The 26405-nt window shown below is 56.9% G+C and carries 18 protein-coding genes and 1 pseudogene; 12 read left to right on the top strand and 7 right to left on the bottom strand.

Annotated features, from left to right (window positions below; genetic code table 11):
• Positions 1-85: 85 nt before the first annotated feature.
• From C2L66_RS12235 to waaA, 4 genes are all read left to right on the top strand, one after another.
• Positions 86-1480, top strand: coding sequence for a phosphomannomutase/phosphoglucomutase (locus tag C2L66_RS12235; RefSeq protein WP_060599893.1), 1395 nt, complete (start codon positions 86-88; stop codon positions 1478-1480).
• A 958-nt stretch (positions 1481-2438) separates the two neighbouring features.
• Positions 2439-3440: a lipopolysaccharide heptosyltransferase I gene (gene waaC, locus C2L66_RS12230; RefSeq protein WP_036003260.1), complete on the top strand. Its 1002-nt coding sequence runs from the start codon at positions 2439-2441 to the stop codon at positions 3438-3440.
• 196 nt (positions 3441-3636) lie between these two features.
• The gene (locus tag C2L66_RS12225) at positions 3637-4521 is read left to right on the top strand and encodes a Kdo hydroxylase family protein (protein WP_054928736.1); all 885 of its coding nucleotides are present in this window, start codon (positions 3637-3639) and stop codon (positions 4519-4521) included.
• 91 nt (positions 4522-4612) lie between these two features.
• Positions 4613-5914, top strand: a complete 1302-nt coding sequence (gene waaA, locus C2L66_RS12220) for a lipid IV(A) 3-deoxy-D-manno-octulosonic acid transferase (protein ID WP_060599894.1) — start codon at positions 4613-4615, stop codon at positions 5912-5914.
• Positions 5915-6143: 229 nt separating this feature from the next.
• Here waaA and C2L66_RS12215 read toward each other — a convergent pair whose 3' ends face one another.
• A complete protein-coding gene (locus C2L66_RS12215; RefSeq protein ID WP_060599895.1) occupies positions 6144-6749 on the bottom strand; it encodes a hypothetical protein in 606 nt (201 codons plus the stop codon).
• A gap of 458 nt (positions 6750-7207) precedes the next feature.
• A complete protein-coding gene (locus tag C2L66_RS12210; RefSeq protein ID WP_148654559.1) occupies positions 7208-8014 on the bottom strand; it encodes a hypothetical protein in 807 nt (268 codons plus the stop codon).
• Positions 8015-8303: 289 nt separating this feature from the next.
• Between C2L66_RS12210 and C2L66_RS12205 the strand changes: the two genes are divergently transcribed.
• Positions 8304-8729 carry a hypothetical protein gene (locus C2L66_RS12205; protein ID WP_060599898.1) on the top strand — a complete coding sequence of 142 codons (426 nt, stop codon included), beginning with the start codon at positions 8304-8306 and terminating at the stop codon, positions 8727-8729.
• 286 nt (positions 8730-9015) lie between these two features.
• Here C2L66_RS12205 and C2L66_RS40630 read toward each other — a convergent pair whose 3' ends face one another.
• A complete protein-coding gene (locus C2L66_RS40630) occupies positions 9016-9411 on the bottom strand; it encodes a DUF6228 family protein (RefSeq protein WP_060599901.1) in 396 nt (131 codons plus the stop codon).
• Positions 9412-10621: 1210 nt separating this feature from the next.
• Here C2L66_RS40630 and C2L66_RS12200 point away from each other — a divergent pair.
• Positions 10622-11443 (top strand): DUF2971 domain-containing protein, encoded by an 822-nt coding sequence (locus C2L66_RS12200; protein ID WP_148654561.1) that lies wholly within the window; start codon positions 10622-10624, stop codon positions 11441-11443.
• Between the two features lie 344 nt (positions 11444-11787).
• Here C2L66_RS12200 and C2L66_RS12195 read toward each other — a convergent pair whose 3' ends face one another.
• Positions 11788-12582, bottom strand: coding sequence for a hypothetical protein (locus C2L66_RS12195; protein WP_158660357.1), 795 nt, complete (start codon positions 12580-12582; stop codon positions 11788-11790).
• 967 nt (positions 12583-13549) lie between these two features.
• On the opposite strand from C2L66_RS12195, the gene C2L66_RS40625 reads away from it, so the two are divergent.
• Entirely contained in the window at positions 13550-13918 is a 369-nt protein-coding gene (locus tag C2L66_RS40625; protein WP_148654563.1) for a hypothetical protein, read from the top strand.
• 46 nt (positions 13919-13964) lie between these two features.
• Here the strand turns inward: C2L66_RS40625 and C2L66_RS12185 are convergent, their stop codons facing one another.
• The 3 genes from C2L66_RS12185 to C2L66_RS40620 all read right to left on the bottom strand — a co-directional run bounded on the left by C2L66_RS12185 (position 13965) and on the right by C2L66_RS40620 (position 17686).
• Entirely contained in the window at positions 13965-14990 is a 1026-nt protein-coding gene (locus C2L66_RS12185) for a hypothetical protein (protein ID WP_060599907.1), read from the bottom strand.
• A 99-nt stretch (positions 14991-15089) separates the two neighbouring features.
• Positions 15090-15470 carry a hypothetical protein gene (locus C2L66_RS12180; RefSeq protein ID WP_060599910.1) on the bottom strand — a complete coding sequence of 127 codons (381 nt, stop codon included), beginning with the start codon at positions 15468-15470 and terminating at the stop codon, positions 15090-15092.
• 500 nt (positions 15471-15970) lie between these two features.
• The gene (locus C2L66_RS40620) at positions 15971-17686 is read right to left on the bottom strand and encodes a hypothetical protein (RefSeq protein ID WP_148654564.1); all 1716 of its coding nucleotides are present in this window, start codon (positions 17684-17686) and stop codon (positions 15971-15973) included.
• Positions 17687-18658: 972 nt separating this feature from the next.
• Here C2L66_RS40620 and C2L66_RS12175 point away from each other — a divergent pair.
• From C2L66_RS12175 to C2L66_RS12150, 5 genes and pseudogenes are all read left to right on the top strand, one after another.
• Positions 18659-19501 (top strand): glycoside hydrolase family protein, encoded by an 843-nt coding sequence (locus C2L66_RS12175; RefSeq protein ID WP_148654565.1) that lies wholly within the window; start codon positions 18659-18661, stop codon positions 19499-19501.
• A gap of 52 nt (positions 19502-19553) precedes the next feature.
• Positions 19554-20789 (top strand): caspase family protein, encoded by a 1236-nt coding sequence (locus tag C2L66_RS12170; protein ID WP_158512153.1) that lies wholly within the window; start codon positions 19554-19556, stop codon positions 20787-20789.
• Positions 20790-21144: 355 nt separating this feature from the next.
• Positions 21145-22232 (top strand): IS3 family transposase gene (locus C2L66_RS12160; protein WP_098021519.1). Its coding sequence is split into 2 segments (ribosomal slippage): positions 21145-21406 and positions 21406-22232, totalling 1089 coding nucleotides; the frame shifts between segments, so codons are not numbered across the junction.
• 100 nt (positions 22233-22332) lie between these two features.
• A pseudogene (locus tag C2L66_RS12155) lies at positions 22333-22548 on the top strand (IS3 family transposase); the annotation flags it as partial.
• 1172 nt (positions 22549-23720) lie between these two features.
• Entirely contained in the window at positions 23721-26381 is a 2661-nt protein-coding gene (locus tag C2L66_RS12150; protein WP_060599915.1) for a M12 family metallopeptidase, read from the top strand.
• Positions 26382-26405 lie beyond the last annotated feature (24 nt).

Below are 26405 nucleotides of genomic sequence, written 5' to 3'. Positions count from 1 at the left end.
GTATCCGGACCGCTTCCGGCAAGGCACAGTGCCATGACCACGCTGTGTCATCCAAATTTTCCATTGCACGTAAGTGAGCCAATCCATGATCTCGCAATCCATATTCAAGGCATATGACATCCGCGGAGTGATCGGCAAGACGCTCGACGCCGAGACTGCGCGTTCGATCGGTCGCGCATTCGGCAGCGAAGTTCGCGCGCAGGGCGGCGATGCCGTCGTGGTCGCGCGCGACGGCCGGCTTTCCGGTCCCGAGCTGATCCAGGCGCTGTCGGACGGACTGCGCGCGGCGGGTGTCGACGTGGTCAACGTCGGCATGGTGCCGACGCCCGTCGGTTATTTCGCGGCCAGCGTGCCGCTCAAGCTCGATGGCGGCGAACGCCGCGTCGATTCGTGCATCGTCGTCACGGGCAGCCACAACCCGCCCGACTACAACGGCTTCAAGATGGTGCTGCGCGGCGCTGCCATCTACGGCGAGCAGATTCAGGGGCTGTACAAGCGCATTACGGAAAACCGCTTCGAAAGCGGCGCCGGAACTTATCAGGAGTACGACATCGCCGATGCGTATCTTGATCGCATCACGAGCGACATCAAGCTCGCGCGGCCGCTGAAGCTGGTCGTCGATACGGGCAATGGCGTCGCTGGCGGTCTCGCGCCGCGCCTGTTCAAGGCGCTGGGCTGCGAGCTGGTCGAGCTGTTCACGGAGATCGACGGCAACTTCCCGAATCACCACCCGGACCCGGCACACCCGGAAAACCTGCAGGACGTTATCCGCGCGCTGAAGGAAACGGATGCTGAGATCGGCTTCGCATTCGATGGTGACGGCGACCGTCTGGGCGTGGTCACGAAGGACGGCCAGATCATTTATCCGGATCGCCAGTTGATGCTGTTTGCGGAAGAGGTGTTGTCGCGAAACAAGGGCGCGCAGATCATCTATGACGTGAAGTGCACGCGCAATCTGGCGACGTGGGTGAAGCAGAAGGGCGGCGAGCCGCTGATGTGGAAGACGGGGCATTCGCTCGTAAAGGCGAAATTGCGGGAGACTGGCGCCCCGCTGGCGGGTGAGATGAGCGGTCACGTGTTCTTCAAGGACCGCTGGTATGGGTTTGATGATGGGCTTTATACCGGTGCGCGGTTGCTGGAAATCCTTGCCCGTGTGGCGGATCCGAGCAAGCTGCTCAATGACCTGCCGAATTCGCATTCGACGCCTGAATTGCAGTTGAAGCTGCAGGAAGGCGAGAATTTTGAGCTGATCGCGCGGTTGCAGAAGAGTGCGACGTTTCCTGACGCCGATCAGGTTGTGACGATTGACGGGTTGCGTGTCGAGTATCCGGATGGGTTTGGGCTCGCGCGGTCCTCTAATACGACGCCTGTCGTTGTTATGCGGTTTGAGGCTGACAATGATGTCGCTTTGAAGCGGATTCAGGAGGATTTTCGGCGCGTGATTCTGGCTGAAAAGGCTGACGCCAAGTTGCCGTTCTGAGCATTATTTTGTCTGCGACGCTGGGGTGGGGGTTTTTCGCCTTTGCGTCGTGGTTGATGCCTGGTTTGGTTTGGTTTTGGTTTGGTTTTGGTTTGCTTGCGTTTGCGCTGGCATCCGCGATTCGTTAGCTCGCTTCAAGCGTCGCCCCTGTGCGGGGCGGCACCTACTTTTCTTTGCCGCCGCAAAGAAAAGTAGGCAAAAGAAAGCGGCTCACACCGCCAATTCTTGACGTTTGTCCACGGGCCCCCGACGGCCCCACGCTTCACGCGGCAACCACGTGACCCACGTTCGTTGCCAACGCTCTGAATGAGCGCCTCACCCGCTTCACGCACCTGCGTTTGAGCGTGCCGTGCCAGACAGCCCATCGCCGCCCAGGTGGCAAACTGTGTGTAGGCCCTCGGTGCTCCACATGCTTCACTCCAGACCAATAGCGCACGCGTCCCACCCGATAAGAGCGCCAAGCTATACGACGCGACAACCTACACACAGTTTGCCACCTGGGCGGCACAGACCATTCGCTGCCGCTAACTCATCTACGGGTGTTTGAAGTGGGTGAGGCGCTCATTCGAAGCGCTGGCAACGCACACGAACAAGGGCGTTGCCGTGCGAAGTGTGGGGACGTTGGGGGCCCGTGGACAAACGTCAAGAATTGGCGGTGTGAGCCGCTTTCTTTTGCCTACTTTTCTTTGCGGCGGCAAAGAAAAGTAGGTGCCGCCCCGCACAGGGGCGACGCTTGAAGCGAGCTAACGAATCGCGGATGCCAGCGCAAACACTAGCAAACCAAGGCCAACGCCCGCGCCACGCCGCCAAAACCGCGAATGCGAGCGCAAAAGCAAAAAGGCAAAAGCAAAAAGCAAAAAGCAAAAGCAAACACCAAAAAATCACATCCCCAACCCCTCCCCCAGACCGCGCTAAAATTGCGTTCCTTCAAAGCATCTTCAACCCGGCAATCCCATTCTTGAGCGCGCAAAAGATCCTGATCGTGAGAGTGTCGTCGCTAGGCGACGTCGTTCACAACATGCCGGCCATCGCCGACATCCGCCGCCGCCATCCCGATGCGCAGATCGACTGGCTCGTCGAAGAGAGCTTCGTCAAACTGGTCGAACTGGTCGAAGGCGTCCGGCGCGCGATTCCCGTGTCGCTGCGGCGCTGGCGCAAGCGCATCCTCTCCGTCGATAACTGGCGCGAGATCGGCGCATTCCGCCGCGCGCTCGCCGCCGAAAACTACGATCTCGTGATCGACTGCCAGGGGCTCATCAAGACCGCGTGGGTCGCGAAGATGGCGCGCGGGCCGCTAGTCGGTCTCGGCAACCGGACGGATGGCGCAGGCTACGAATGGCCCGTGCGCTTCTTCTACGACCGCTCCGTGCCCATCCCGCCGCGCACGCATGTGGTCGAGCGCACGCGGCAACTGGTCGCGGCAGCGCTCGGCGACCCCACGCCCCAGCCCACCGACGAGATCGACTTCGGACTCGACACGCAGCGCGCCGCGCTCGCGCTGTCCGAAGCCCAACTGAATCTTCCCGTGCCTTACGTGGTTTTTGTTCACGCCACGTCTCGCGCCGACAAGCAATGGCCTGATGCCGCGTGGATCGAACTGGGGCAGTCGCTCGTGCGGCGCGGCGCGTCGATCGTACTGCCGTGGGGCAGCGACGCCGAGCGCGCGACCAGCGAGCGTCTCGCCAAAGAGTTCGGCGCTGCCGCAATCGTGCCGCCGAAGCTGTCGCTTCCCGCCGTCGTCGGCCTGATCGAGGGCGCGGCGGCGACGGTCGGGGTTGATACAGGTCTGGTTCACATCGCAGCCGCGCTGAAGCGCCCGACGGTCGAGTTGTACAATTTCGCCACTTCATGGCGCACGGGCGGCTATTGGTCGCCGAACGTCGTGAATCTCGGCACGGCTGGCCAGCCGCCGACGCTGCAACAGGTAAAGTCCGCGCTGGCGGAATTCGGCCTGTTGTGACGCGGTGCGGCAATGGCGGCGCGGGCATCGTGGGATGCCGGTTGCCAGCGCCGCCCGAGGGACGCCGGCAGCCGGCCGACGCATCCCGAAGCCCATAATCAGGACTATGCCGGATGCCGGGTGGCCGCCTTCATGGAACGTCAGTCACCGCCGGCCGCAACGTGCGCCCAGCTTTATCCGCTTTCAAAAGGCGATCATGAACGAATCCCAGATCATCGAAGTACCGAGCGCCGACTGGCACGGCCAGGGTTTGTCGATGCCGCGCGAGACCCTGCTCGCGGGCGTCGAGCGCGGCAAGGTGCTGTATTTCCCGAATCTCGCTTTTGCGATCGAGGGCGGCGAACGGGCGCTGCTCGATCCCGCGCTGGCCGATCCGAAGCGTAAGAACATCAGTCTCGAGCCGAACGGCGGCGCGCTGCACGGCGTGCTGGGCGATGCCGTCACGCAATCGGCCGTGCGCGCGCTAATTGCGCGCTATCAGGCGAATGCGCGCTCGCTCGTCGACGGGCTGTTTCCCGAGTACAAGGGCAAGCTGCGCGTCGCGCCGACGAGCCTGCGGCTGCATCAGGTGGAGACACGCGAGACGTCGTGGCGCAAGGACGATAGCCGCCTGCACGTCGACGCGTTTCCGTCCCGTCCCAACTATGGCGAGCGCATCCTGCGGGTGTTCACGAACATCAATCCGAACGGCGCGCCGCGCGTGTGGCGCGTCGGCGAGCCGTTCGAGGATATGGCCAAGCGCTTCCTGCCGCGCATCAAGCCGCAGATGCCCGGCTCGGCATGGCTGCTGAATCTGCTGCATGTGACCAAGTCGCCGCGCAGCGAGTACGACCATCTGATGCTGAACCTGCACGACGGCATGAAGGCCGATCTCGATTACCAGAAGGCGTCGCCGCAAGTGACGATGCCATTCCCGCCAGGCAGCGTGTGGGTGTGCTTCTCGGATCAGACGTCGCATGCGGTGATGTCCGGCCAGTTCATGATGGAGCAGACGTTCTTCTTGCCCGTCAAGTCGATGGCGCAGCCAGAGTGCGCGCCGCTTGGCATTCTCGAACGGCTGAAGGGCAGGGCGCTGGTTTGAGCGGCGCGCTGCTTTTTCCCGCGAACAGGGTGCGAGGCGCCGCAGGCGCGGCCGTCTTCATGCCGTTCCTGATGCCGCGCATGGAGGCCCGATGCTAAGGGCCGTCTATAACGCGTTGTGGTGGCTGATCGCGCCGCTCGCGGTGCTGCGTCTTCTGATCCGTTCGCGCAAGGAGCGTGGCTATCGCGAGCATATCGGCGAGCGTTTCGGTTTCGTGCGCGGCCGCGTGCCCGAGGACGATACGCCGTTGATCTGGGTGCACGCCGTGTCGGTCGGCGAGACGCGCGCCGCGCAGCCGCTCATCGAGGCGTTGCTCAAGGCGCGGCCCGACGCGAGCATTTTGCTCACGCACATGACGCCGAGCGGCCGCGCGACGGGCGAGCAGATCTTCGCCGATCGCGTGCTGCGCTGTTATCTGCCGTACGACATGCCGCGCGCGGTGCGGCGTTTTTTGAGGGCGTGGCGCCCGTCCATCGGGCTCGTGATGGAAACGGAAGTGTGGCCGACGCTGATCGACGAGTGCCGCCGCGCCGACGTGCCGCTGGTGCTGACGAATGCGCGGATGTCGGAGCGTTCTTATCGGCGCGCCGCGAAGTTCGGCAGTGCGACGCGCGGCGTGTTCGGCGGGTTTGCGCGCGTGCTGGCGCAGAGTCCGTCGGATGCGACACGGCTTTCTGCGCTGGGCGCGCGCAATGTCGCTGTGCTTGGCAATCTGAAGTTCGACATGAGCACGCCCCCGGAACTGGCGGCGCGCGGGCATGCGTGGCGCGCGGCCATCGGTACGCGTCCGGTGTGGGTGGCGGCGAGCACGCGCGAGGGCGAAGAGGAACTGGTGTTGCAGGCGTTCGCGGCACTTGGCATTGACGATGCGCTGCTTATTCTCGTGCCGCGTCATCCGCAGCGGTTCAATGAAGTTGCGGCATTGGTCGAGAAGAAGGGTTTGCGGTGTGTCCGACGCTCGGCGTGGGCGCCGGAGGGCGCGGCGGCTGCGGGTGAAGTTGTCGTGCCGGATTTGCCGCGTGATGTGAAGGTGCTGCTCGGCGATTCGATGGGCGAGTTGGGCGCTTACTATGCCGCGTCGGACGTTGCGTTTATTGGCGGCAGTCTGCTGCCGCTGGGCGGGCAGAATCTGATCGAGGCATGTGGTGTGGGTGTGCCCGTGCTGATCGGGCCGCATGTGTTCAATTTCACGCAGGCGACGGCGGATGCTGTGGCTGCTGGCGCTTGTGTGCAGGTGAAAGATCCAGCGGACTTGGGGCGCGTGTTGCGTGAGCTTTTTGAGGACAAGGCGCGGCGGGTGGCCATGAGTGGGGCGGCTTCTGCGTTCGCCGCAAGGCATCGGGGCGCGACTGCGCGGACGGTCAGTGTGTTGACGACTTTGTTGTCAGCCTGAGGCGGCTCGCCTTTTTGGGGTTTTGTTGCGTCTGTGCTGGCGTCTGTGTTTTGGTTTCGTGGCGCGGGTGTTGGTTTTGGTTTGCTTATGTTTGCGCTGGCATCCGCGCGTTGTTAGCGTGCTTCATGCGACAGTGGTCACCACCGTATCCCAATCGTCAGCGTCGAGTCCGTGCGCATTCCGAAGCGGACGTTCGCAAGTGTCCGCGAAGGCGCAGAGGTGCCAGCGGTTAGGATTTGCTGCAGAATTTGCCGTACGGCGTCCGATCGGTAATCGAGCGCTTGTTGAGCGCGGCGTCTCGAAGCGCCGTCGCGCGGTCGGTCAGCGGTTTGGCTTCCGCGGAGCGTCCTGCTCCAGCAAGGGCGCGTGCGTACTCGTTCAGAATATCGGAATACGCAACAGGTGCTTTGTCCGCGACATTCGCTCCGTCCAAGAACGGCATTGCGCGTTCGAAGTATGCGGCGGATTGCGAAAACTTCTTCTGGTCCAGATTCAACCGAGCCAGTTCGATCAATGACAGAAAAAGAGGTTGACCTGCTTGCTTGTCAAACTCGTAAGCCGCGGTAAGTTCGCGTTCGGATTCGTCAAAGAAACAGGTGACGCCCAACGAACGCCCGTATTCGTAATGTGCGATAGCCCTGCTCGCTGGAGGCAAGCCCGCTTGATCAGCGTTTAGGGTTGCACGGGCAAAAGCTCGACGTGCGGTGTCCCAATCGCCGCGACGCTCGGCTGCCGCACCGACCCTAGTGTAATTGGTGGCCACCCGTTCGCTGACTGCCGAAGCGCATCCGCATAGAACAACGCTTAAGATGAGAACCGCGACAATCGCCTTCATGCTTCTCAATTGCAGGGATAATTGTTGTCGAAATGAACTTCGCTCAGACGGATCCACGCAGCGTCGCACATAACTTTTTTCAAGGCACATGTGAAAGACTGTCGTATCAAATCTAACGGCTCGTCAGAGAGAAACTTGAGCGTAGCGCCGATGGTTCATTGCAGAAATGCTGGGTCAAATTCATACGGAAGCAACGGAAAGCGTGCGCCACGGGTGAGCTTCGTTTGTTGACGATCCAAATAACCCTGTCGACCGGCCGCTTCTGGCCGATAGGGTGAGGCCGCCAATGGCCGCTTATTGGCACTCCGGTCTGCAAAATCTGGATTTGGCTGACTGACCGGTTTGAAGAAAGTTGTCTGGCCGAAGTGAGGCGACAAGCGCGTTGCGCGCTAGTCGGGTTGCTGCGAGCAAAACTGCCTTACAACGTCGCCAATGCCTGGCGCCGCCGTCTCAAGCTGTCAAACGTCCGCAAACTGACGACTGGTCAAGGCTGTGCCGAGGAAGTTCGCCGCGCAGATCATGACGGATAGCAGCGCAAACCCTACTTCCGCCGTCCAGCGGTCATACAGATAACAGGAGCTTGCCTCCACGAATTTATCTTTTGCATGAGGTCCCGGCTCCGAACGCGGCACGCAGCCGACCCAGACTTGAAATCCTCCAGAGCTTCTTGCAGGCATTAGGGAGGTTAAGGAGAACCCTACCAGCGAAGCCCTTCGAAACCGGAAACTTTCTTCGCGCCAGCGAAAGCCGGCCCATTCTCCGTCACGGGAGCGGAACACGAACAGATGGCGACCATCCGCAACGCTTGGCACCCACCTCTGCAAAGTGTGAAAGCTGGAGAGTTCCGCGGCGGTCGTCATTGATGCATCCGATCCCAAGGCGCCAACCTCGATCGCGCTAATCCTGCCGAAGGCATCTTTCAACCCAGCGTATAACTCACCGTTCATGCGTCCGTTTCTGGCTGCCTCCTCGTTGTGGTTACTGTTCTCGGTATGTGGCCACAACTCGATATGCTGAAAGACGGCCTGGTCGCCGACTAATCCCCATAGACGATTCTCGCCAGGTGACTCACGAGAGTCTCCCTCGCCGATCGGGTAGGGAAGTTTTTCGACCGGCATGCGCAGATCGCTGCGCCGCGCCGACAAGCGAAGCGGTTCGGTGGGATCAGTTGTCATCTCGCGGTTACGGTGAGTTACGGTTTTTGAACTGAGCGACCTGATGCTGCGATATTCTATCGCCCTGTAAGGCGTCCAGAGAATCGTCATTTGCCTGGACCCCATGGAGGACTGCCGGCCATAATGGGACATTGGACGCTGAGGGCTAGAATGGCGACAATCCCGGCAGGCAAACTTCCCCCGTTCATGAATCAAAATACCTAAGCATTGGTGGCATTCGACGTTTCTCAAATCGCGGTGGAAGACCATGGCGGGAGAGGTGCACTGATGCTTCTACTTCATGGCTGGTCTCTCCGCTGCCGACTGGACTCACCTGTAACCCTTCAAAGCGAGGGGCGGCGAAGAGCATCGCAGATATCGTCAATGATGTGAAAGGAACATGATTGTGCGGAGAACCGGAACTGTGCTTTGTGTAGCAATTGTGCTTGCTGGCAATGCGCAAGCGGCAGTCAAAGACCTGAACAGTCTCGAATGCTCTGTTGACCAGAAAGAGGTGTCTCACGATCTTGAGGTGAAGCAGTCCAATGGTGTCATCGTCAGCTTTTCGTATCTGTCTAGCGTTCCCACCCAAGGTCTCGCGACGAATTGCACCATAGATTCCGGCCTGGTCAAGGGTACACCCATCGTCTCCGGTACTACGACTAGATATCCGATGCTGGACGATGATGTCGTGACGGTCACAAAGACGGCGCGTGGCTTCCTGTTTGATATGTCGAAGCTGGACCAGGTGAAATACTGCAGCGGTCCTATCGCGACGAGAATTCTTCTTCAGCCTGGGAAAAAGAGGTGCGTGCTCATGCCTTGAACGGTGCGCCGAAATAGCTCGTGATTTTGTGAGGTGACATCGAGGGTTCTCCCGCGACGCGACCGTCTTAGATAACTGCTCAGTGGTCGGTGCAGGGCAGTCTGAACTGGCCTGCCGAGGTGCTCCATGAAACTTCAATGCCAAAACCTCTGCCTGGTCTGGAACTCTGCCGGCCCGAACAGAGGAACTACGACCGTCCGCAAACGAGAAAGCCGGAGGTCCGCTATGGGTCGGGATATGCTTCTTGCATGATACGCACACCCGACACAACTTCTGTAGAAGGCTCTCATGCAGATCGAAAAATAGAACGCACGTCGTGGGCAATGCGATCAAGGCTGCCAGCCTCAATTTTCAATGTTGCTTTGAGAGTGTCGTCGCCAGAATTTGCGCTCATCTCTACGACTAACGTCACATTCCCTAGAGAAGTGATTGTTGCTCCAAATGACAGGTCACCGTCGATCGCATGCCAATCCTTCGAGCCGCTCCAGCCAGTCCACGACGTTGCCATGTCATCAAACAGCGTTGTCGGCGGACCGTTAACGTAAGTGGACGCAAGAACTTCGCCTGAAAACGGGGCCGCCGAAATCTTGGCCAGAAACAGAACCTCGTCGGGGTTCCGGCTATGCGGTGACAACGTCAGCACTGTCTGGGAGTCGCAAGATTTAATTTCGATGACGTTCATTTACATCGCCCCGTCGATAAGTGGCGTTACCCTAGCATGAACGGCTGTTTCCGGAAAATCTCGAGGTCCGCTCAGGGTCCGATTGTGTCAGCGCGCTCGTAAAATCTATTCGCGGGAAAGCGGCCAGTGGGAGTCTGCTTCCTGGAAGCGGCCGGTCGGCAGTGCGTACTCCCGACCCACTCCTGTCAGACAACTTTCTTCAAACCGGTCAGTCGGCCAAATCCAGATTTGGCTGACTGGAGTGCCACTAAGCAGCCGTTGGCGACCTCACCCAACCGGCCACAACCGGTCGTTCGACATCGTCGCATGAATCGTCGACAATTTTCGAGTCTTCGACGAACGTAGACCGCAATAAAACCGTCAACGTCGCGACGATAAATGTGTCACTCCACGACCGCCGGACTCAACGGCGACCGCGAACGCTTGCTGGACAAAGACTTAAGCTAAGCGAAATAAAAGTTTCACCGGCGAGCGGCTCGTCTCCACGTCATCCGGCAAAGTGCGGCCAATAATTGCCATTCGCGCAACACTCGAAGCGAGCACTCCAACGGCCGGTTCACTCCGCAACCTGCCGGATTCCCGACAAGAGCAGTTCCGCCTGAGATGACATTCAGGCATTGAGGTTTGCGAGGCAGCTTCAGATCCCTTTCCTCTCGTTCAAATCTACGCGGCCGCGAATGTCTCTATGTACTTTAACGTTACGATGTGCGCATTGGGGGCGGCTCCGCCGAGTAGCCACTCCTCCATGCGTCTCTGATTGACTTGCTACTCCCTTTGGGTTCCCTCCATTGATGCTAGACATCCATCCCGCCATACGCCATACAAGGTTAGGCTACAGAACAATCGCTCACAGGCTTCAAACATTCGCTAGGTAGCGCGCTACGCTTCACGAAGGAAGGAGCAAGAGAAGAAGACCACCAATGATGACGAACGCCCAGAAGACGACTTGGCCGCGATCTGTAAGTCCTACTGCCTTGTACTTTTCGACCATCTGTAGCAATGTGCCATGTGACATAGGATTGACCGGGAATGCAACTTCCCGTGACACCGTCACTTGTGCATATTGTTGATTTTGAGACGTCTTCCCATCGATGCCGTCGCCTTATTGCCACCAGTCTGTGTGCTGGCCGATACAGCTTCGCTATCCTTCTCAGTGTATGGGTTGTCGTCTATCAGCTTGGCTCATGACGTTGCGCGTCCGGAGACCATCATGCCGCCTGATTATCTGTACAAGTACACACCGTTGCGTGACGCGGCCGACGCAAAGCGCAACGAGCGTTTTGCTAATCTCCTCACCGATTCGGCACTATGGTTTACGGCTCCGGTAGACTTCAACGATCCGATGGACTGTAGGCCAGTATTCCGTTTCGAAGGCGGCACACCGGAAGAACGTGACGAGTTCCGCCACACCGTGTTCCGGTCACTTGTATCGCGTAACTTCCCGAGCCTGCGAGGCAAGGAGCTGAAAGCGCGGTATCGCGCGTATGAGAAGCAGTATCCGTCGTTAACTGAAGAGGTTTGCGCAATAGGCCACAAAGCGCTCGCGGCAGATATCCGTGATCGCCTTGTTGGTGTGCTCTGCTTATCTGAGTGCGAGCGCGATCCAGTAATGTACTATCACTACGCGGATAAGCATAAGGGGATGTGCCTTAAGTTTAAGGCTCTCGATTTTTTTCAGCATGCAGAGTTAGTTGAATACAGCTCGACGTATCCCGTTGTCGATTATTTCGATAGCTCGAACAACGAGCAACAATTCAGGAAAATATTCCTGACTAAGTACGAGGGCTGGCGGTACGAGCACGAATACCGCGTCGTCAACTTCCACCAGAACCCCAAGGAGCGCTCAGCAAAGTATCCGCGGATCCTGCTAGAGGGCGTCATCTTCGGCTACCTGATGCCAAACGCAGACCGTGACTATGCGAAAGGTTTGCTTGAGCAGCGAGGGAGTCTCGTAACGCTCTATGAAGCGAAGGTTAGTTCCGAGCGATACCTCATGGATATCGTTCCGCTGGAGCAGATAGGGAGCCGTTAGCCTTCGGGCTTCTATGCGGGGCCAAACCCGACGTGAATGACTGTCGGTCACGTGTAGCCAGACGGCAGTAATTTGCAATGGTGACTGACCGAAACGGGTAGTCCATGGAAGTTCGGCTTTCGACCTGAGATCGCGCTGTTCTAGACGATCTCGTATTTCCGGGCCCGGCCCAGTTGCGGTCACTCGACTTTGTAGGCTGAGGACGATCGCTTCGATCAACTTACCTGATGTCTTTCAGAGAAAACGATCGAAATGGTGAGTTTTAACCGAAGTAGTCACCATGCGAAATCATCGTAGTAATCGACTCAACTGCGTTATTCAATAATCTGTGAGGCCGAATTTCGTCAAAGCGGACTGACCTTCACCATTGGATCTACATTTCGACGCTGCCGATCGTTTTCGTAATGGAGCGCTCGAGATAGGTAATAAAAAGTCATGCTCTTATTGACAGCGACCTCGGCATTATTCAATCCGTGGACGCAATCGGTGTCTCTCAGTAACGCAATCGCCGCAGACACTTGAAGCAAGTCGGCAACACTGTCAGGAGTGTTTGAATCTAAAGAAGACGTCGAGTCGGGGAGTCGCATTGGCCCCGCGACATGTCGTTCCGTTGCACACTCTGTTGCAGCCATGTAAAGTGCATCCGCTTGAGAGGGTGGCGGAGACCTCTTGTTGCCTTGCCATTCTGATAAACTGGACTTTAGTACCTTTTGTGTTGCAGGATCTGGCACACTCCGACTCTCAGACATAATGATAATCGCATCGATACTTCCGATAATCTGGTTGTACCGGTCAACCCGTTTATCGAATGTGTCTTTTTTTACTCCCATCCCGGTAACAGCGTAGACAGTCATTAACTCCTCGGTAATACGTCGAATTTCGTCAACAATATGCTGGTCGTATGCTGGCCCTGATTCAGGCGTCCGGCTCAAATAAATCTGTATTTGCCCATAGGCCGCAGTTACCAAACCAGTAAGAACCGTAGCCAGCAACCAAAAACCAACCTTTGTCTCAAGGAAACCGTTGATTTTGGCGAATCTGGATTTGGGTGCGCCAGCTTCTGCAATTTCCTTCTGGACATTGGCACGTATTGTTTCTTCCTGCCTTATGCTCTCTTGCTGCTCGACGGTCAGTGGCATTGTAGACCTCTCGAAAAAGATAATGTCAGGCTTGTCCGACATCCGACTTCAGGAGTTGCATGACCCAACGGGAGTGACGCCAAGGCTGGCATTTGGTTAAACGTAGGCGAAAACGCAGCGTGGCGGTATTGGAAATACGACAGTCTGTGCTTTTGCCAACATTTGGCCCAGCGACGAGAGTCCGTCGCCGAGCCTCGCGGCTTATCCATGGACGAACATCCGATATATGCTCGTCAGAACGACTTGATGATGAACCGGTTCGCACGTATAAGGCCTTTCGAAGCGCTCCAAACCGGCCCACAAAGTCGCCCGCTACCGCAGATGTTGGCGGAGCACGACTCGCGTGATAATAGTAATTATCGCGACAATAGCGTTTCAGCCGCAACCGACTTCGAGTTGAGAGTCTTATGCCGAAGTTCAAAAGCTGCTCATCATGCCACGGCAATCCACGCAGCGTGACATTTATGATTTCCACGACGTCCGATTTTCGACGGTTACACGCATGGGGAAAAGGTATTAGAATAATCCATGTAAATCTTTCCGAACTTGAACCGGATCAGAATGAACAGATTGCGCGGACAATTCGGCGAGATTATTTTGAGTGCGGATGCAAGCAAGGACGATTGATCGGATACGTCAGCTTTTTTGCAATCTTGACAACCGTAATATTATATTTTTTCTCTGCGATCGACCTCTTCACTGCGGAATTGCTCGCTTACCTTTCACTGATCGCACCATTAATTACAACGTTCTCCGTCATAGTTTATGCACGGATTCGCTTAGTGCATAATCTACGAGTCTGGGATAGATATGCCAGCGCGGAACGACGCCAGGTCGATAGCGTTACGCGTAAAGACCTATGAGTGGTCCAATTCGCCACCTCTTGAACGACGCGGACACGCGACCGCCAAATCTCGGACAAATGATCGACTAGACCTAAAACCTAAACGACAACACCAAACTGATAATGACGACATCAGAAAAGAAGACTGAGCTACGATGGGTCGAGATACAGCTGCAGGACGTCCTGTCGCTGTATGTCAGACAGTTTGAATTCGACGCGGGTGAAACGCTCGTGCGTCACGATACTTTCGTGGACCCGAGTAAGGGCATTGTGGTTTTCAAGCTTGAGACTGAACTGTCCGCCAAGCTGCCTGTGACGGAAGGAACAGCGAGGCCATGCCCACATTGCAAAGGACCAGTGCATCATCATGTGCCGGAGTACACCCGCCCCGAGGACGAGCGGCATCAATTCGGATGCCAGAAATGTGGACTCGAAACGGGACAGTACCTGCGTATCGAAGACGCGGTGCATGCGTGGAACACGATGGAGTGATGCCATTGAGGCGTGTGCCAGAGCAGCCGGGCCTGGCGTGCGACAGCTACACGTCGCGCCCGGCAGATCCGGCAGCAACGCGACGCGGACCGACGAAGTGAAGCATCGACGGTCCGCTGAGCAAGCCAAAAGCGATTCCCGAACAGATCAATGCGCCAGGCCGCAAGACAGGCCACGGCAGCAACCATAGAACAAGTGACAGGATGAAGGCGAATGTCGTCGCTATTCCGAGGCGTAACCACGAGCATCGATAGGGCTTCAGTTCGAAGATGTTCCGGCTGACGCATTCATCATCGACGCGTTCTTGCTGCTTCAGCTTGTCGAGATCGAGCGTACGCTCTTCCTCCGATATCGTCTGCGGCTGTCGGTGCAAGCCGGTCCGGTAGATCTCGCGCAGAACGGACTCCCTGCTGGGCGTGTCAGTCAGGTCACGCCATCGGCAGACCTTGACGCCATAGGCCTCCAGCATCATGCGCGATACGCGCGGGCGTCGTAACAACTGGACATACCGACCGTCAAGCACCGCAAGCCATTCGCCCTGGCGATCATCGGGCTGAACAATAACGATGCGATCGGCAGAGGGGTAGGTCGCCTCTCGTACCCACGCAGCGATCGCTGGCTGGTCGTGCGCGCGCATAAATGCGACGCGGTGCTTCCCCTCATGCGCCGTCAGAATGCCCAAAGGCCGGTACCAGATATAGAGTGCATTGTCCCGCGTGCCGAAGACGCTGGCGTATCGCGTGATGCGATCCTGCACCTTGTCCTGGGGGATATGCTCGGGAAATCCCTTGATACTCGCGCCGAGGACGTAACGCGAATCGACGTACGCCTGGAATGCGTCGCCGCTTCGACGCTCCCAGCCGAGAAACGGAATCACAAGACGCAACAGTTCGTCGCCCCAGTAAGCGCACGTATCCTGACTGCCCATCCAGTCATCCAGAAACGGCTGACCCAGCAGACCACGCGAGTAGCGGTCCATTTCCAGCTTGAGACTGCACAGTAAGCCCGAGGCCAACTGCATCCTTGCGGACACGTCGAGTTCAAGCGCGCGAGGCGCTTCTGCAAGCTCCATATACTGTCACCCTGTTTGTTCGCTGGAGCGTGATTCGTGCCGCTGCCGATCGAACGAACACGGTCCGGTCCGGCCGCCCGATCAGCTCAGGCCTGTCAGTCAAGCTACCGGAGTAAATTCCAGATCTTCCCAGTGCTTGAAAATCCGCTTGTAGGCCTCAAGCGGAAGGCCGTTCGGATACAGTTCATCGCGCACAATTCCCTGCGACAGCACAGCGCAATGGTAGGCCCACCCCGGTTGCGGACTGTGATAGCGACCTGCAGGAAGCCAGAAGGGGCCAATAAAACCCGCGCCTGTCGATCGCCACACCGCATTCGGCTCGATCCGGATGATTACAGCGTCGCTGTCCGGCTGGGCGGCGGAGATCCGTGCCACTTCCCGCGCGGCCCACGTGTCGCATTCCATGGTCCGGGGGTCGTTCGGATCTGTAGCGTGAAACGCTTCCAGATCTTCATCTTCGTCATAGCCGGTTGTGCTCATCCAATAGCCCTTTTTATAGCTGTCTATGATTCTCGCTCGACCGTCAGTCCAGTCGGAACTTCTGCCTGCGGAAGAACGTGATGATGTAGCGATTGATCGCGGCAGTCGCCGTGAGTCGGTCGTAGACCGTAGTAAAACTGTCACCGTTGCGACAATAAATGTGTCAATTCGCGCCCGCGCGATCCCGCTGAGGACCGAGGCCCTTGCAGCGCAAAGGTTTTGACCGCGCGAATTAATTGTGTCACCTCCAGCCTGCCGGGAGGACGCCCAGTTCCGCTGGGCGCGCCGACGACGTCGCCCTCGTCGGGCAGCTCGCGGCCATTTCCGGCCGTTCGCTTGTGACGCAGAACAGTCACTTGAATGGCTGCTTTAGTCTGATATCGACCTTAGGTGGATACCTTTCGAACCGCGACAGGCCGCCGTCACCTTGGCTAAGGGGACGACAGGCGAGCGTTACCGACAATCGACTTCCACGGTCGCGAATGCCTGCGCTTATTCAATCACGATGGACACACCAATGGCTTAGTAACGCAGATCGGCTCATGGTTGCCGACCTGATTAAAAAGACAAGCAGTAACCAATTCCGGGATGCTCGCCATTTCATCAGCAGAAACGGGCGTCAAGCCGCCAGCGTACGAGAAATCCAAGTTTGCATCCGTGCTTGCATCCGTCCCGCTGCGCACACATGCCGGGATAAATCCCAGACCGCCGCCGTCAAGATGCGTGCCCATCCAACCTTTGGAGCACGTGATTGTCCCGCCACCGTGGCACCCAAAGCAAGAGCGGCTACCAAATCGTAGCTCCATTAAGTCCCGTAAATCCGACGACTCTGCGTTTCCCGAAACTGTTACGCTGTAGAGAGGAGAACCGCCGGGAGTTGGGTACGTCTTGGTGCATGCGGCCTGCGACAGTTCTACCTTATTGTCATTGCAAGTCACGATGTTGCCGCTGTGCTTGCACACTACGAAGGAAGACTCATACGTCCAATAGTTAAAAGTTTCGCCAACCGTGCCGACTGTGTTCACGAACGAGCGGGTAAGATTCAAGGCGCGCCAGATCGCTCCAATGGTCGAGCCGAATATCTGCGTTGGGGTAGGCAGTTTGCCACATTGGGAAAATTTTTTATAGACTTCATCGCCGCTGGCTGGCAAAAGTTTTGCGAAATATTCCGCAGCAGAGGTGGCATTGGGCTGCGCTGCAAAGTCTGGAAATTTCTCGTTAAAAATCGACGATACCACTCCGAGAATGCAGTTATTCGTATCCCCATTTGGATAATAGCCAATCGTAGCCGAAACTATAAACAAATAATATTTGAGCGCTGATCCTATGCCGTTTAGGTTCCTGGTTTCGGTATTTTGCGATAGGATAAGAGTAAATCTCGGCTCTACACCTGTTACGTCTGTCGTCGACGCACTTCCGCCGTAATACGCAATTAGTTGAAGTGACGTCGTTGTCAAGGGGGAAGCGACCTTCGTGTCGATCAAGGCGCCGTTTTCTTGCTCGCTCGTTAGACTCCACGATATAAAGGTCTGATTTCTAGCTCTGGTCGCGAGCGTCCCGGGTATATCATCCAACCAGAATCTAGCGTAAGGCTCGGAATTGTTGATTAGGTAGAATGGCAATGGTGGCGAAACGGGACTAGATGCATGCACAGCATATCGCACGTTGTTCACGCTTGATCCTAGCGAACCTAGCATTTCTCTTATTACGTCCCACGCCTTCGTAACGACGCCATCATCGAGCAACGGGGATCGTACCGACTCAAGCGCCGCTTCTACGCTGAGCCGCAGACTGTTGTAGCTGGGCGACTCGGAAATAGCTTGATTGATTTGGAGGTTTGTCATTTCCCCGGGCGGCTGCACAAGATCAAGCCCGACGCGCACTAACGACACGGAGGTGCTATCGACGTCCATTACCCCGTCTGAATTACCGATTGCCAACAAATAAGGGGTGTTATCCATATCTGTTGCAACGAGGACCGGGAACGTGCCGTTGGTTTGCCGTTCAATCTTCTCCCCGGGAGTTATCGTCAACGATGCGGTGTGAATTGATTTAATTAAACTTGCTACTGACGTCGGCACACTCTGACCTATCACAATGGGAGCCTTGTCGGAGGGGGCTTCATTGTTATCACCGCTGCCTCCGCCACAGCCCGCTACGCAAACGAGTAGGACGAATGCGACAATCGACTCCATCCATCCGTACGAAAAAGCCATTGCGTCCTCCGTCGTTGCAGCGAATCGACGATCGGCTTGATCTTGCGTTCAGCTTTCAGAGCTTAGGTCGCACGTTAGAAATCTGCAAACTCAGTCATTAATAGAGATCTTACGATCGACCCCACGTTGGAAGCGGACGCTACGTGCGCGAGGCACAAAGCGTGAAAAATCACCTAGCATCTGCAAAGGCTCGACGAAAAATCCGTTGGCTTCATTCCCACGAACGTCCACTTTGCTCGGGCATGCGCCGCAGGGTTAATGGGCCCTGGACTGACCGCTGAAGGTTGCCACTCGCGTAACGCTGTCGTTGATTGCACACTGATGAGCAATTAACGGCCAACGCGCCATTCGGCGAATCAGGATGCGTGCCGTTGGAACGGCTGTATCATTCGCGCACCTGACGGACGAGTTGCGAGCACAACTCACGCACGCGTGCGCGGATTTCCGCGAGATCCAGTAAGGCACGTCTCCCTACGTTCGATAGCGTGGGCAAGGTTGCTATTTGGCTCTGGCGAACACTCTTCCACAGACGTGCCCGCGCGAGTGACCGTTGTAGCTAGGTAGCTGCCATCAAAGCGTCACTAGATGGAGTAACGGGTGGCGGTCGCGTGTTGCCGTTCACGCAATGATTTCGTTGATTGCACACCGATTGGCAATTAACGGAGAGGCGCGGCCGGTCAAGGCAAGGCCGAACAGAGGCTGTTAGTTCCGTGCGGTGCCACACACTCTCTTGCAAATAATGTTTTGTCAAAGTTTTCTTTCGCCTTCTAAACTGGATGAAAGCTAACGTAATAAAGAGGAGGCGGAGGATGGGCGATGCGAACACCGGTCGGGCGACGTGCATCACCATCTTCGGGCAACAGGCGAAGCGCGTTGCGTAGCTTCGCGGATCTCGAGGTTAGCTGACTAGCAGACGAAGGCCGATTTTGATGGGAAGCAGATGCTTCGCCCTAGGACCGCGAAGGAGTGACAATGCTAACAAGACGCGAATTCAACTTTCTTGCCCTTGCCTTAGGGGCAAGTGGTGCAATGCCGGCATTTGCATCTACTTCATCCTTTCAAGACCTTCTTGCGAAGGTAATACAAACTCCACAATTAATGAACGGAGCAGCTACCGGCGCGAACATAATTCTTGAAGAAATGTACGATGTAACCATAACGAGGGCTATAGCCCCTCGGACTAAGCCGAGCGACCTTCCTATATCAAAAGACGCTGAAAATCTCATAATCCTCTCCGAGGTAACCGGTGAGTCGCAATACAAAAAAAAGCTTGAACGTCCGATTTGGCCCGGCGGAAATTCTGGTGTAACAATGGCTTTTGGCTACGATCTCGGCTATGTGACAGCTGAATGGCTGAGACAAGATTGGAAAGATATCCTGGCCCCGAGTCAATTGGCCATCTTGGAGAGAGCTTGTAAGTTGCGCGGCGCCGCCGCTAAGACGCGTCTCGGGGAGTTCTCCTCCGTATCCATACCATGGTCCCTAGCCGCTCCTCAATTTCGCAGTCGGTTGCTCCCTCTATATGTAGGTGAAACGATCAGGAGATTGCCGAACGCTGCCTCTCTTCCCGAGGATAGCCGGGGCGCACTGGTTTCGCTGGTATATAACCGCGGAGGCGGCGGCTTTCAAAGTGATAAACCGCAGTATAGAGAGATGAGGGAGATTCGCCTTTTAATGAACGAGGAGCATTATGAAAAGATTCCCACACAAATCAGGAAAATGAAGCACTTGTGGGACGGCAAGCCTGAGATGAAAGGCTTATTGACGCGAAGAGAGCTTGAAGCGCGGCTGTTTGAACAAGGTTTGCAAGCGTAAGTTGAATCGTAGCTTCCTTAGGATCGTCGGGAGACAGGCGATGAGAGCCTCTATGATGAAATTCGTGACCTTTTTGTTTGTCTCGATGATATCGTTGAGCGCCTTTTGCCAAGATGGCGCTCCACGGCGGATGGCCTTATTAGTTGGGAATTGGGACTACAATCTTAATGGAAAGTACGATGAGATTGCAAAAGACGGCTATTCGCATGATCTGAGAACACCGTGTCAGGACGCTAATTTGATCAAGAATAGCCTGCAAAAAAACGGGTTCGAGGTCTTCGATTACTGTAATCTGCAATACGACGAATTCAACAAAAAGATTTCCTCTTTTGGTTCTTTCCTATCGAACATCCCAAAGGGGTCAATCGTATTTGTATTCTACTCGGGCCATGGTTTTCAGTTTCATGGACGGTCTTTCACTGTTCCCGTGCTTTTCAAGTTCGACCAAACTAAAATCAACAAAGTTTCAGCAAACGAAAAGTACAAGTTTTTTCGACAAAACTCCAACGATTTGGCCGTCACGTTACAGAAGCTGACTGACGATCGGAATGTCGCGTTGGTTATCGCGCTGGATAATTGTCGAGAAAACCCGGTAGATGAAGAAGTAGCATACAACGAAGCCGTTTCGATTCGCACTGGGCCAAATACACTCATCCAATACGCAACAACGGCCGGTGATCTTGCGCCGAGCGACAGCGAGTATGCCAACGTACTACATGACGAACTTGAGAAAGGAGGCGACGTTGGCGATATAATGGCTCGCGTCGGATCCCGCATATGGAAGCTCTACGTTAAGGAGAAGCGAGGTACTTACGCGGAGACTAACACAGGGCCGGCTTTTGCCGCGTTGAAATTTACCCCTCTGAAAGTTGGAACGGCGACTGCGGTGGCAACAGTTTCTACTCCTATCGATCGAACCAAAAAAATCGTTCGGAATAGCTACGACGGGGTGAGCCTAGACATTCTCTGGTGCGAAGGAGAAGGAGAGGAGGCGCGGTTTGAGTTCGCGCGGTCGCTGGCTCAAGAGCTAAGTGCGAAAGCGAAGGAATTTGGCGTCGGCCGAATCCAAATTAAGCCTCTCTCAGTGGCCCGTAACGAGCATGATGGATATAACGTACATCGAAATCTCATGCGTTATGACGTGAAGTATCCCAACGAACGAGCACTGCTGGTCAGAATAGCCAGTGCCTTCCCTGAAGGCAACTTTCTTCCACAACGCGGAGTTGGGGTCGGAGGTCATCCTACGCCGAACTACGTTTCGGCGTTCGTCTGCGGACGTGTTTCTTAGCGACGACAGCGTGATCTCTCGGGATCAGTTCAATTGCGCCTGTGAGATAGGTCACGAAGCAGCAGTAAATCGAAGCTTCGAGGAGCAGCTTCCGGTTTCAGTGCAAGAGCGGTCAATCGAATCTGGAATTGTGAGTGTCTCATCCGGGTCGATCAGGGTCAACCGCATGAGAAGCGTGCGCAGGCGGTGTGCAGAGCCAGACGGTGATCAGAGGCGACGACATCGAGGCATTCCTGAACGATGCGCTGCGTCGCGCGCAAATCGCACTCGGGTCACGTTGCGATGATCTATGGTAATGCCCCCGTCCGGTAAGCGGGATCAGAAGTAGAATTTCCAGCAAAGGGAGTTCTACGCAATGAAGAAGTCGAAGTTCACGGATAGCCAGATCATGGATGCGCTCAAGCGGGCGGAATCCGGGCTGGCGGTACCGGAGATTTGCCGGGAGCTGGGGATCAGCACGGCGACCTTCTACAACTGGCGCGGCAAGTACGGCGGCATGGACGTGTCGCTGATGGCGCGGATGAAGGAGCTGGAGGCTGAGAACGCACGACTGCGCAAGATGTACGTTGAAGAGAAGATCAAGGCTGAGATCGTCGCGGAGGCACTGGCAAAAAAAGACTGAGGCCATCTTCTCGCCGCGAGATGGCCAGGGACGCAGTAGCACGCCGAGGCGTATCGATCCGGCTTGCATGCGAGGCATTTGGCGTAAGCCAGACCTGTTTCCGCTATGAGCGAAAGCGCAATGCGGAGAACGATCAGATCGCTGACTGGTTGCTGAGGCTGACCGACAACCACCGTAACTGGGGATTCGGGCTGTGTTTCCTGTACCTGCGCAACGTGAAGGGCTTCAGGTGGAACCACAAGCGGATTTATCGCATCTATCGCGAGCTCGAACTGAATCTGCGCATCAAGCCGCGTAAGCGGCTTGTGCGGCAGGCCCCGGAGCCGTTGGTCGTGCCGGTGTCGGTGAATGCGGTGTGGTCGATGGATTTCATGCACGACCAGCTGAAGGACGGTCGCAGTATCCGGCTGCTCAACGTGATAGACGACTTCAATCGGGAGGCATTGGGAATCGAGATCGACTTCTCGCTACCCTCTGCCCGTGTCATACGGGCGTTGGAACAGATCATCGAGTGGCGGGGAAAACCGGCGGCTATAAGGTGCGACAACGGTCCGGAGTACCTGAGTGACGCGATCACGCAATGGGCGTCGGCGCACGGTATTGCGTTGAACTACATCCAGCCTGGCAAGCCGCAGCAGAATGCCTACGTCGAGCGCTTCAATCGGACGGTACGCTATGAGTGGCTGTCGCAGTACTACTGGGATGACCTGGCGCACGTGCAGCACTTCGCAACGGAATGGATGTGGCAATACAATCACGAGCGCCCCAACATGGGCCTTGGCGGCATCACGCCGAAACAGCGGCTGATGGCCGCGGCATAGTCTCTACTTCTGCTTCGCGTTAAAAGCGGGGGGATTACCGTACCCGCTCATCCTGGCCGATCTGGCCGATTCGGCGTACGTTGCTTGACATAGGAGCGTCAACGCGCCGACGGAAATCTTTTTTAACAGCCTGAAAAACGAGCGCGTCCATGCGACACGCTACCGGACGCATCAGGAGGCGACAGCAGACTTGTTTGAATACTTGGAAGTGTTTTATAACCGCAGTCGTCGTCATTCGTCGCTCGGCTTCGTACCGCCGGTTCAGTTTCTGCAAGACTGGATCAAAGCTCAGCAGACCAAGGATGCCGCTGCATAACTCGGGACCTGTGGAAGGTGAAAAACCGAGGGAAGCTCACCCGTGTCGTCCACTATCCAGAAGATCGGAAAAATCCATGCGAGGAACAAGCCACGGACTTACGCGGCGGCTTCGGCCTTGGTCGGCCACGAAGTGGTGTGATCCAGATTCCCTGGATTGGCGTTAAGCGGATCAACACTGCCATTGGGACGACGCTCTTGCGTCCGTGGCAGTATCAGGGTGGTGCAATATGCCTTCAGGCCTGAGCGGAGGGCCGCATGGCCCAGTCCGCCGGTCAGTTGCTCAGGGTACTGCGCGCTTATGCATTCGGCGTTCCACTCAATGCCTGGATATCCTTATTGTATGTAATTGCGATGTCCAGCAATCCACGCAAAATCCTCGGAGGTGCACTATGTACTTCAACCGGAAGCAAAGTCCGGTGATTTGCTTAATCGACCGCGACATATGCGAGGATGGCGTGTAACGGTACGTCGCAACAATGGGTCCTGAGATTACCAAAGTTCTGTTGTCGTCTACCTTGAAACAGCTTTGAAACTTTCCTAAGCTAATCGCACGGTGTCTTAAATCCACTTATGCGATCAATGGTGACCGTTACCAATCGCGCTCGTGGCGCACCTGTATTCTGCGGATGAAAGCGTTTTGGCGCGAATAACGCTTTTCTAATCGACCATTTCCAGATCAAGAATACCAGCGTTGCTTATGTCCGGTTTGGTGAACGATTGCAAAAAGCGAGGATTGTTTTTTTCAAAGCAAAAACGTTGGTCCGTTTAGAACTTTGAGAAGAATTGGGTGCGAAATAGGAGATCCGAGTTTCGGTCGTATGAGGCCGTCGTTTCATCAATGCTCGCCTGAAAGAGTTTTAGGCCAGTCTCGGGAGTTCCAATTAAAGATTGGATGCTGTGAACGATCCGCTATATCAAACCCTATCTCGCGATCGCGCGACGAAGCCGACCGGGCGCGCTGTTCTTTTTAACTTTAGTGATTTTTTGTCTGCCTGATTCACGAATGTGCACTTGAAGTGATACGTCAGCCCCAGCTGAATTGGTCACGTAAGTTACGCTTTCGGTCGACGGGACAGCACACAGTTGCATTCCAGTCGGCACCTCCAACGTCTGCCCCTCCAACGTCTGCCCCGCACAGTAGCGTTGACAAGCAGAACGCAAGGAAACGAAATGTCATACACGATTTTCCACGGAACGCACAAATGGCTCAATGGGAGGGTGCCTTTTGCTTTCGACGAACTGTCCTTTCCAATCGGCTCACCGCATCGCGCCAACATTGAAAACGCAGTAAATGCGTGGAACACCGGGGCCGCCGTGGTGAGGATAGTCCCCCGTGTAGACGAAAGCGATTACGTCAGGTTCGTTCCGGACGAGATCGTTGCTCAGTCCAAAGTTGGTCGCAGGGGAGGGCGTCAGGACATCAAGGCCGCCTATTTTCCGGCGATTCCCGCTGGGGCGGCAGTGTCCGCGATCAATCAATTAGCGGATCAGGTCGACTGCTTTTACTTCGATGGCGACGGCGCGTTGCGAGTTAACTTTGTTGTTGGAACTGGTACTTGGGTAGGACCAAATGCGGTGACTGGACCCAGGGTCGGTCAACCCGGCCAGCCGATGGCGACCGCGCGGCAGTCGGACAGCCAGATCGATGTGTTCTTCGCGGACAACAACGGCGCAGTCAACGCCATGTGGGCGGTCGACTCAGGCGTGTGGGAAGGGCCGGTTCCCCTCACGCCACCCGCTACGGTTGCGCCCGGCGCCTCTATCGCGACCGCCCGACAAGCCGAGGATCAGCTCGACCTGTTCTTTGTGGACGGCCACGGTGTTGTGAATGTGATGTGGGTGACCGACACAGGCATCTGGCAAGGGCCGGCCCCGCTCACGCCACCCGCCACGGCCGTGCCGGGTGCTCCGGTCGGGTCCGCCCGACAAGCCGAGGATCAGCTCGACCTGTTCTTCGTGGACGGCCACGGCGTTGTGAATGTGATGTGGGTGGCCGACACAGGCGTCTGGCAGGGGCCGGCCCCGCTCACACCACGCGGCACGGCCGTGCCGGGTGCTCCGGTGGGATCTGCCCGACAAGCCGAGGATCAGCTCGACCTGTTCTTTGTGGACGGCCACGGTGTTGTGAATGTGATGTGGGTGACCGACACAGGCGTCTGGCAGGGGCCGGCCCCGCTCACACCACGCGGCACGGCCGTGCCGGGTGCTCCGGTCGGGTCCGCCCGACAAGCCGAGGATCAGCTCGACCTGTTCTTCGTGGACGGCCACGGCGTTGTGAATGTGATGTGGGTGGCCGACACAGGCGTCTGGCAGGGGCCGGCCCCGCTCACACCACGCGGCACGGCCGTGCCGGGTGCTCCGGTCGGGTCCGCCCGACAAGCCGAGGATCAGCTCGACCTGTTCTTTGTGGACGGTAGCGGTGGGTTGAACGTTATGTGGGTTGCTGATCTGGGTGTATGGGAAGGACCAGTTGCGTTCGTGCCTGACAAATATAAGCCCGGTACGCTGATGCATGAACTTGGTCATACGATTGGGCTCTTTCACGAGCATCAGCGGCCTGATTCGGCAGCATTCGTTACGATCGTTGGTGGTGATGGTGATTCGAACTATGGACCATCCCCGGAAGCCACTCCGATTGGGCCGTACGACCTCCAATCGATCATGCATTACCCTCCCAAAAGCACCCCTCCGACCACCCTGAAGGTCAATAACAAAACCAACATTAACGTTGGACAACGTGACGCGCCCAGCGTGGAGGATCTTGCAGCTGTCGACTACGTGTATGGGAGGGTAACGACGTCAGGCGCGCGGATTTGTATCTCTGACCAGACGCCTGCACAGCTAGACATCTTCGTCGCCGATCGCTTCGGCGCGGCGGCCGTCAAGTGGGTACTGGGACGCAGTCCCTGGCAGGGAGCCGTCGAGATTAGCCCGCTGGGAAGCGTCACGCCCGGCCAGCCGATGGCGACCGTGCGGCAGTCGGACAACCAGATCGATGTGTTCTTCGCGGACAACAACGGCGCAGTCAACGTCATGTGGACGGTCGACTCAGGCGTGTGGGAAGGGCCGGTCCCGCTCACGCCACCCGCTACGGTTGCGCCCGGCGCCTCTATCGCGACCGCCCGACAAGCCGAGGATCAGCTCGACCTGTTCTTCGTGGACGGCCACGGCGTTGTGAATGTGATGTGGGTGGCCGACACAGGCGTCTGGCAGGGGCCGGCCCCGCTCACACCACGCGGCACGGCCGTGCCGGGTGCTCCGGTCGGATCTGCCCGACAAGCCGAGGATCAGCTCGACCTGTTCTTTGTGGACGGCCACGGTGTTGTGAATGTGATGTGGGTGACCGACACAGGCGTCTGGCAAGGGCCGGCCCCGCTCACGCCACCCGCCACGGCCGTGCCGGGTGCTCCGGTCGGGTCCGCCCGACAAGCCGAGGATCAGCTCGACCTGTTCTTCGTGGACGGCCACGGCGTTGTGAATGTGATGTGGGTGGCCGACACAGGCGTCTGGCAGGGGCCGGCCCCGCTCACACCACGCGGCACGGCCGTGCCGGGTGCTCCGGTGGGATCTGCCCGACAAGCCGAGGATCAGCTCGACCTGTTCTTTGTGGACGGCCACGGTGTTGTGAATGTGATGTGGGTGACCGACACAGGCGTCTGGCAGGGGCCGGCCCCGCTCACACCACCAAACACTACAATCGGTGGCACACTCATTGTCGCGGCCCGTCGGTTCGAGAATCAGCTGCATATATTCTTCACCGACGGCAACGGTGCCGTCAATTCGATGTGGATCGTCGGTGCGGGCGCATGGCAAGGGCCGATCGTGATCTAGAAATGCAATCGATCGTCGATGGCA

This window comes from Paraburkholderia caribensis (assembly GCF_002902945.1).
In the GTDB taxonomy this organism is placed as follows: Bacteria; Pseudomonadota; Gammaproteobacteria; order Burkholderiales; family Burkholderiaceae; genus Paraburkholderia; species Paraburkholderia caribensis.
Note: the sequence above shows the minus strand (reverse complement) of the source record. Positions and strands in the feature narration are given on the sequence as shown.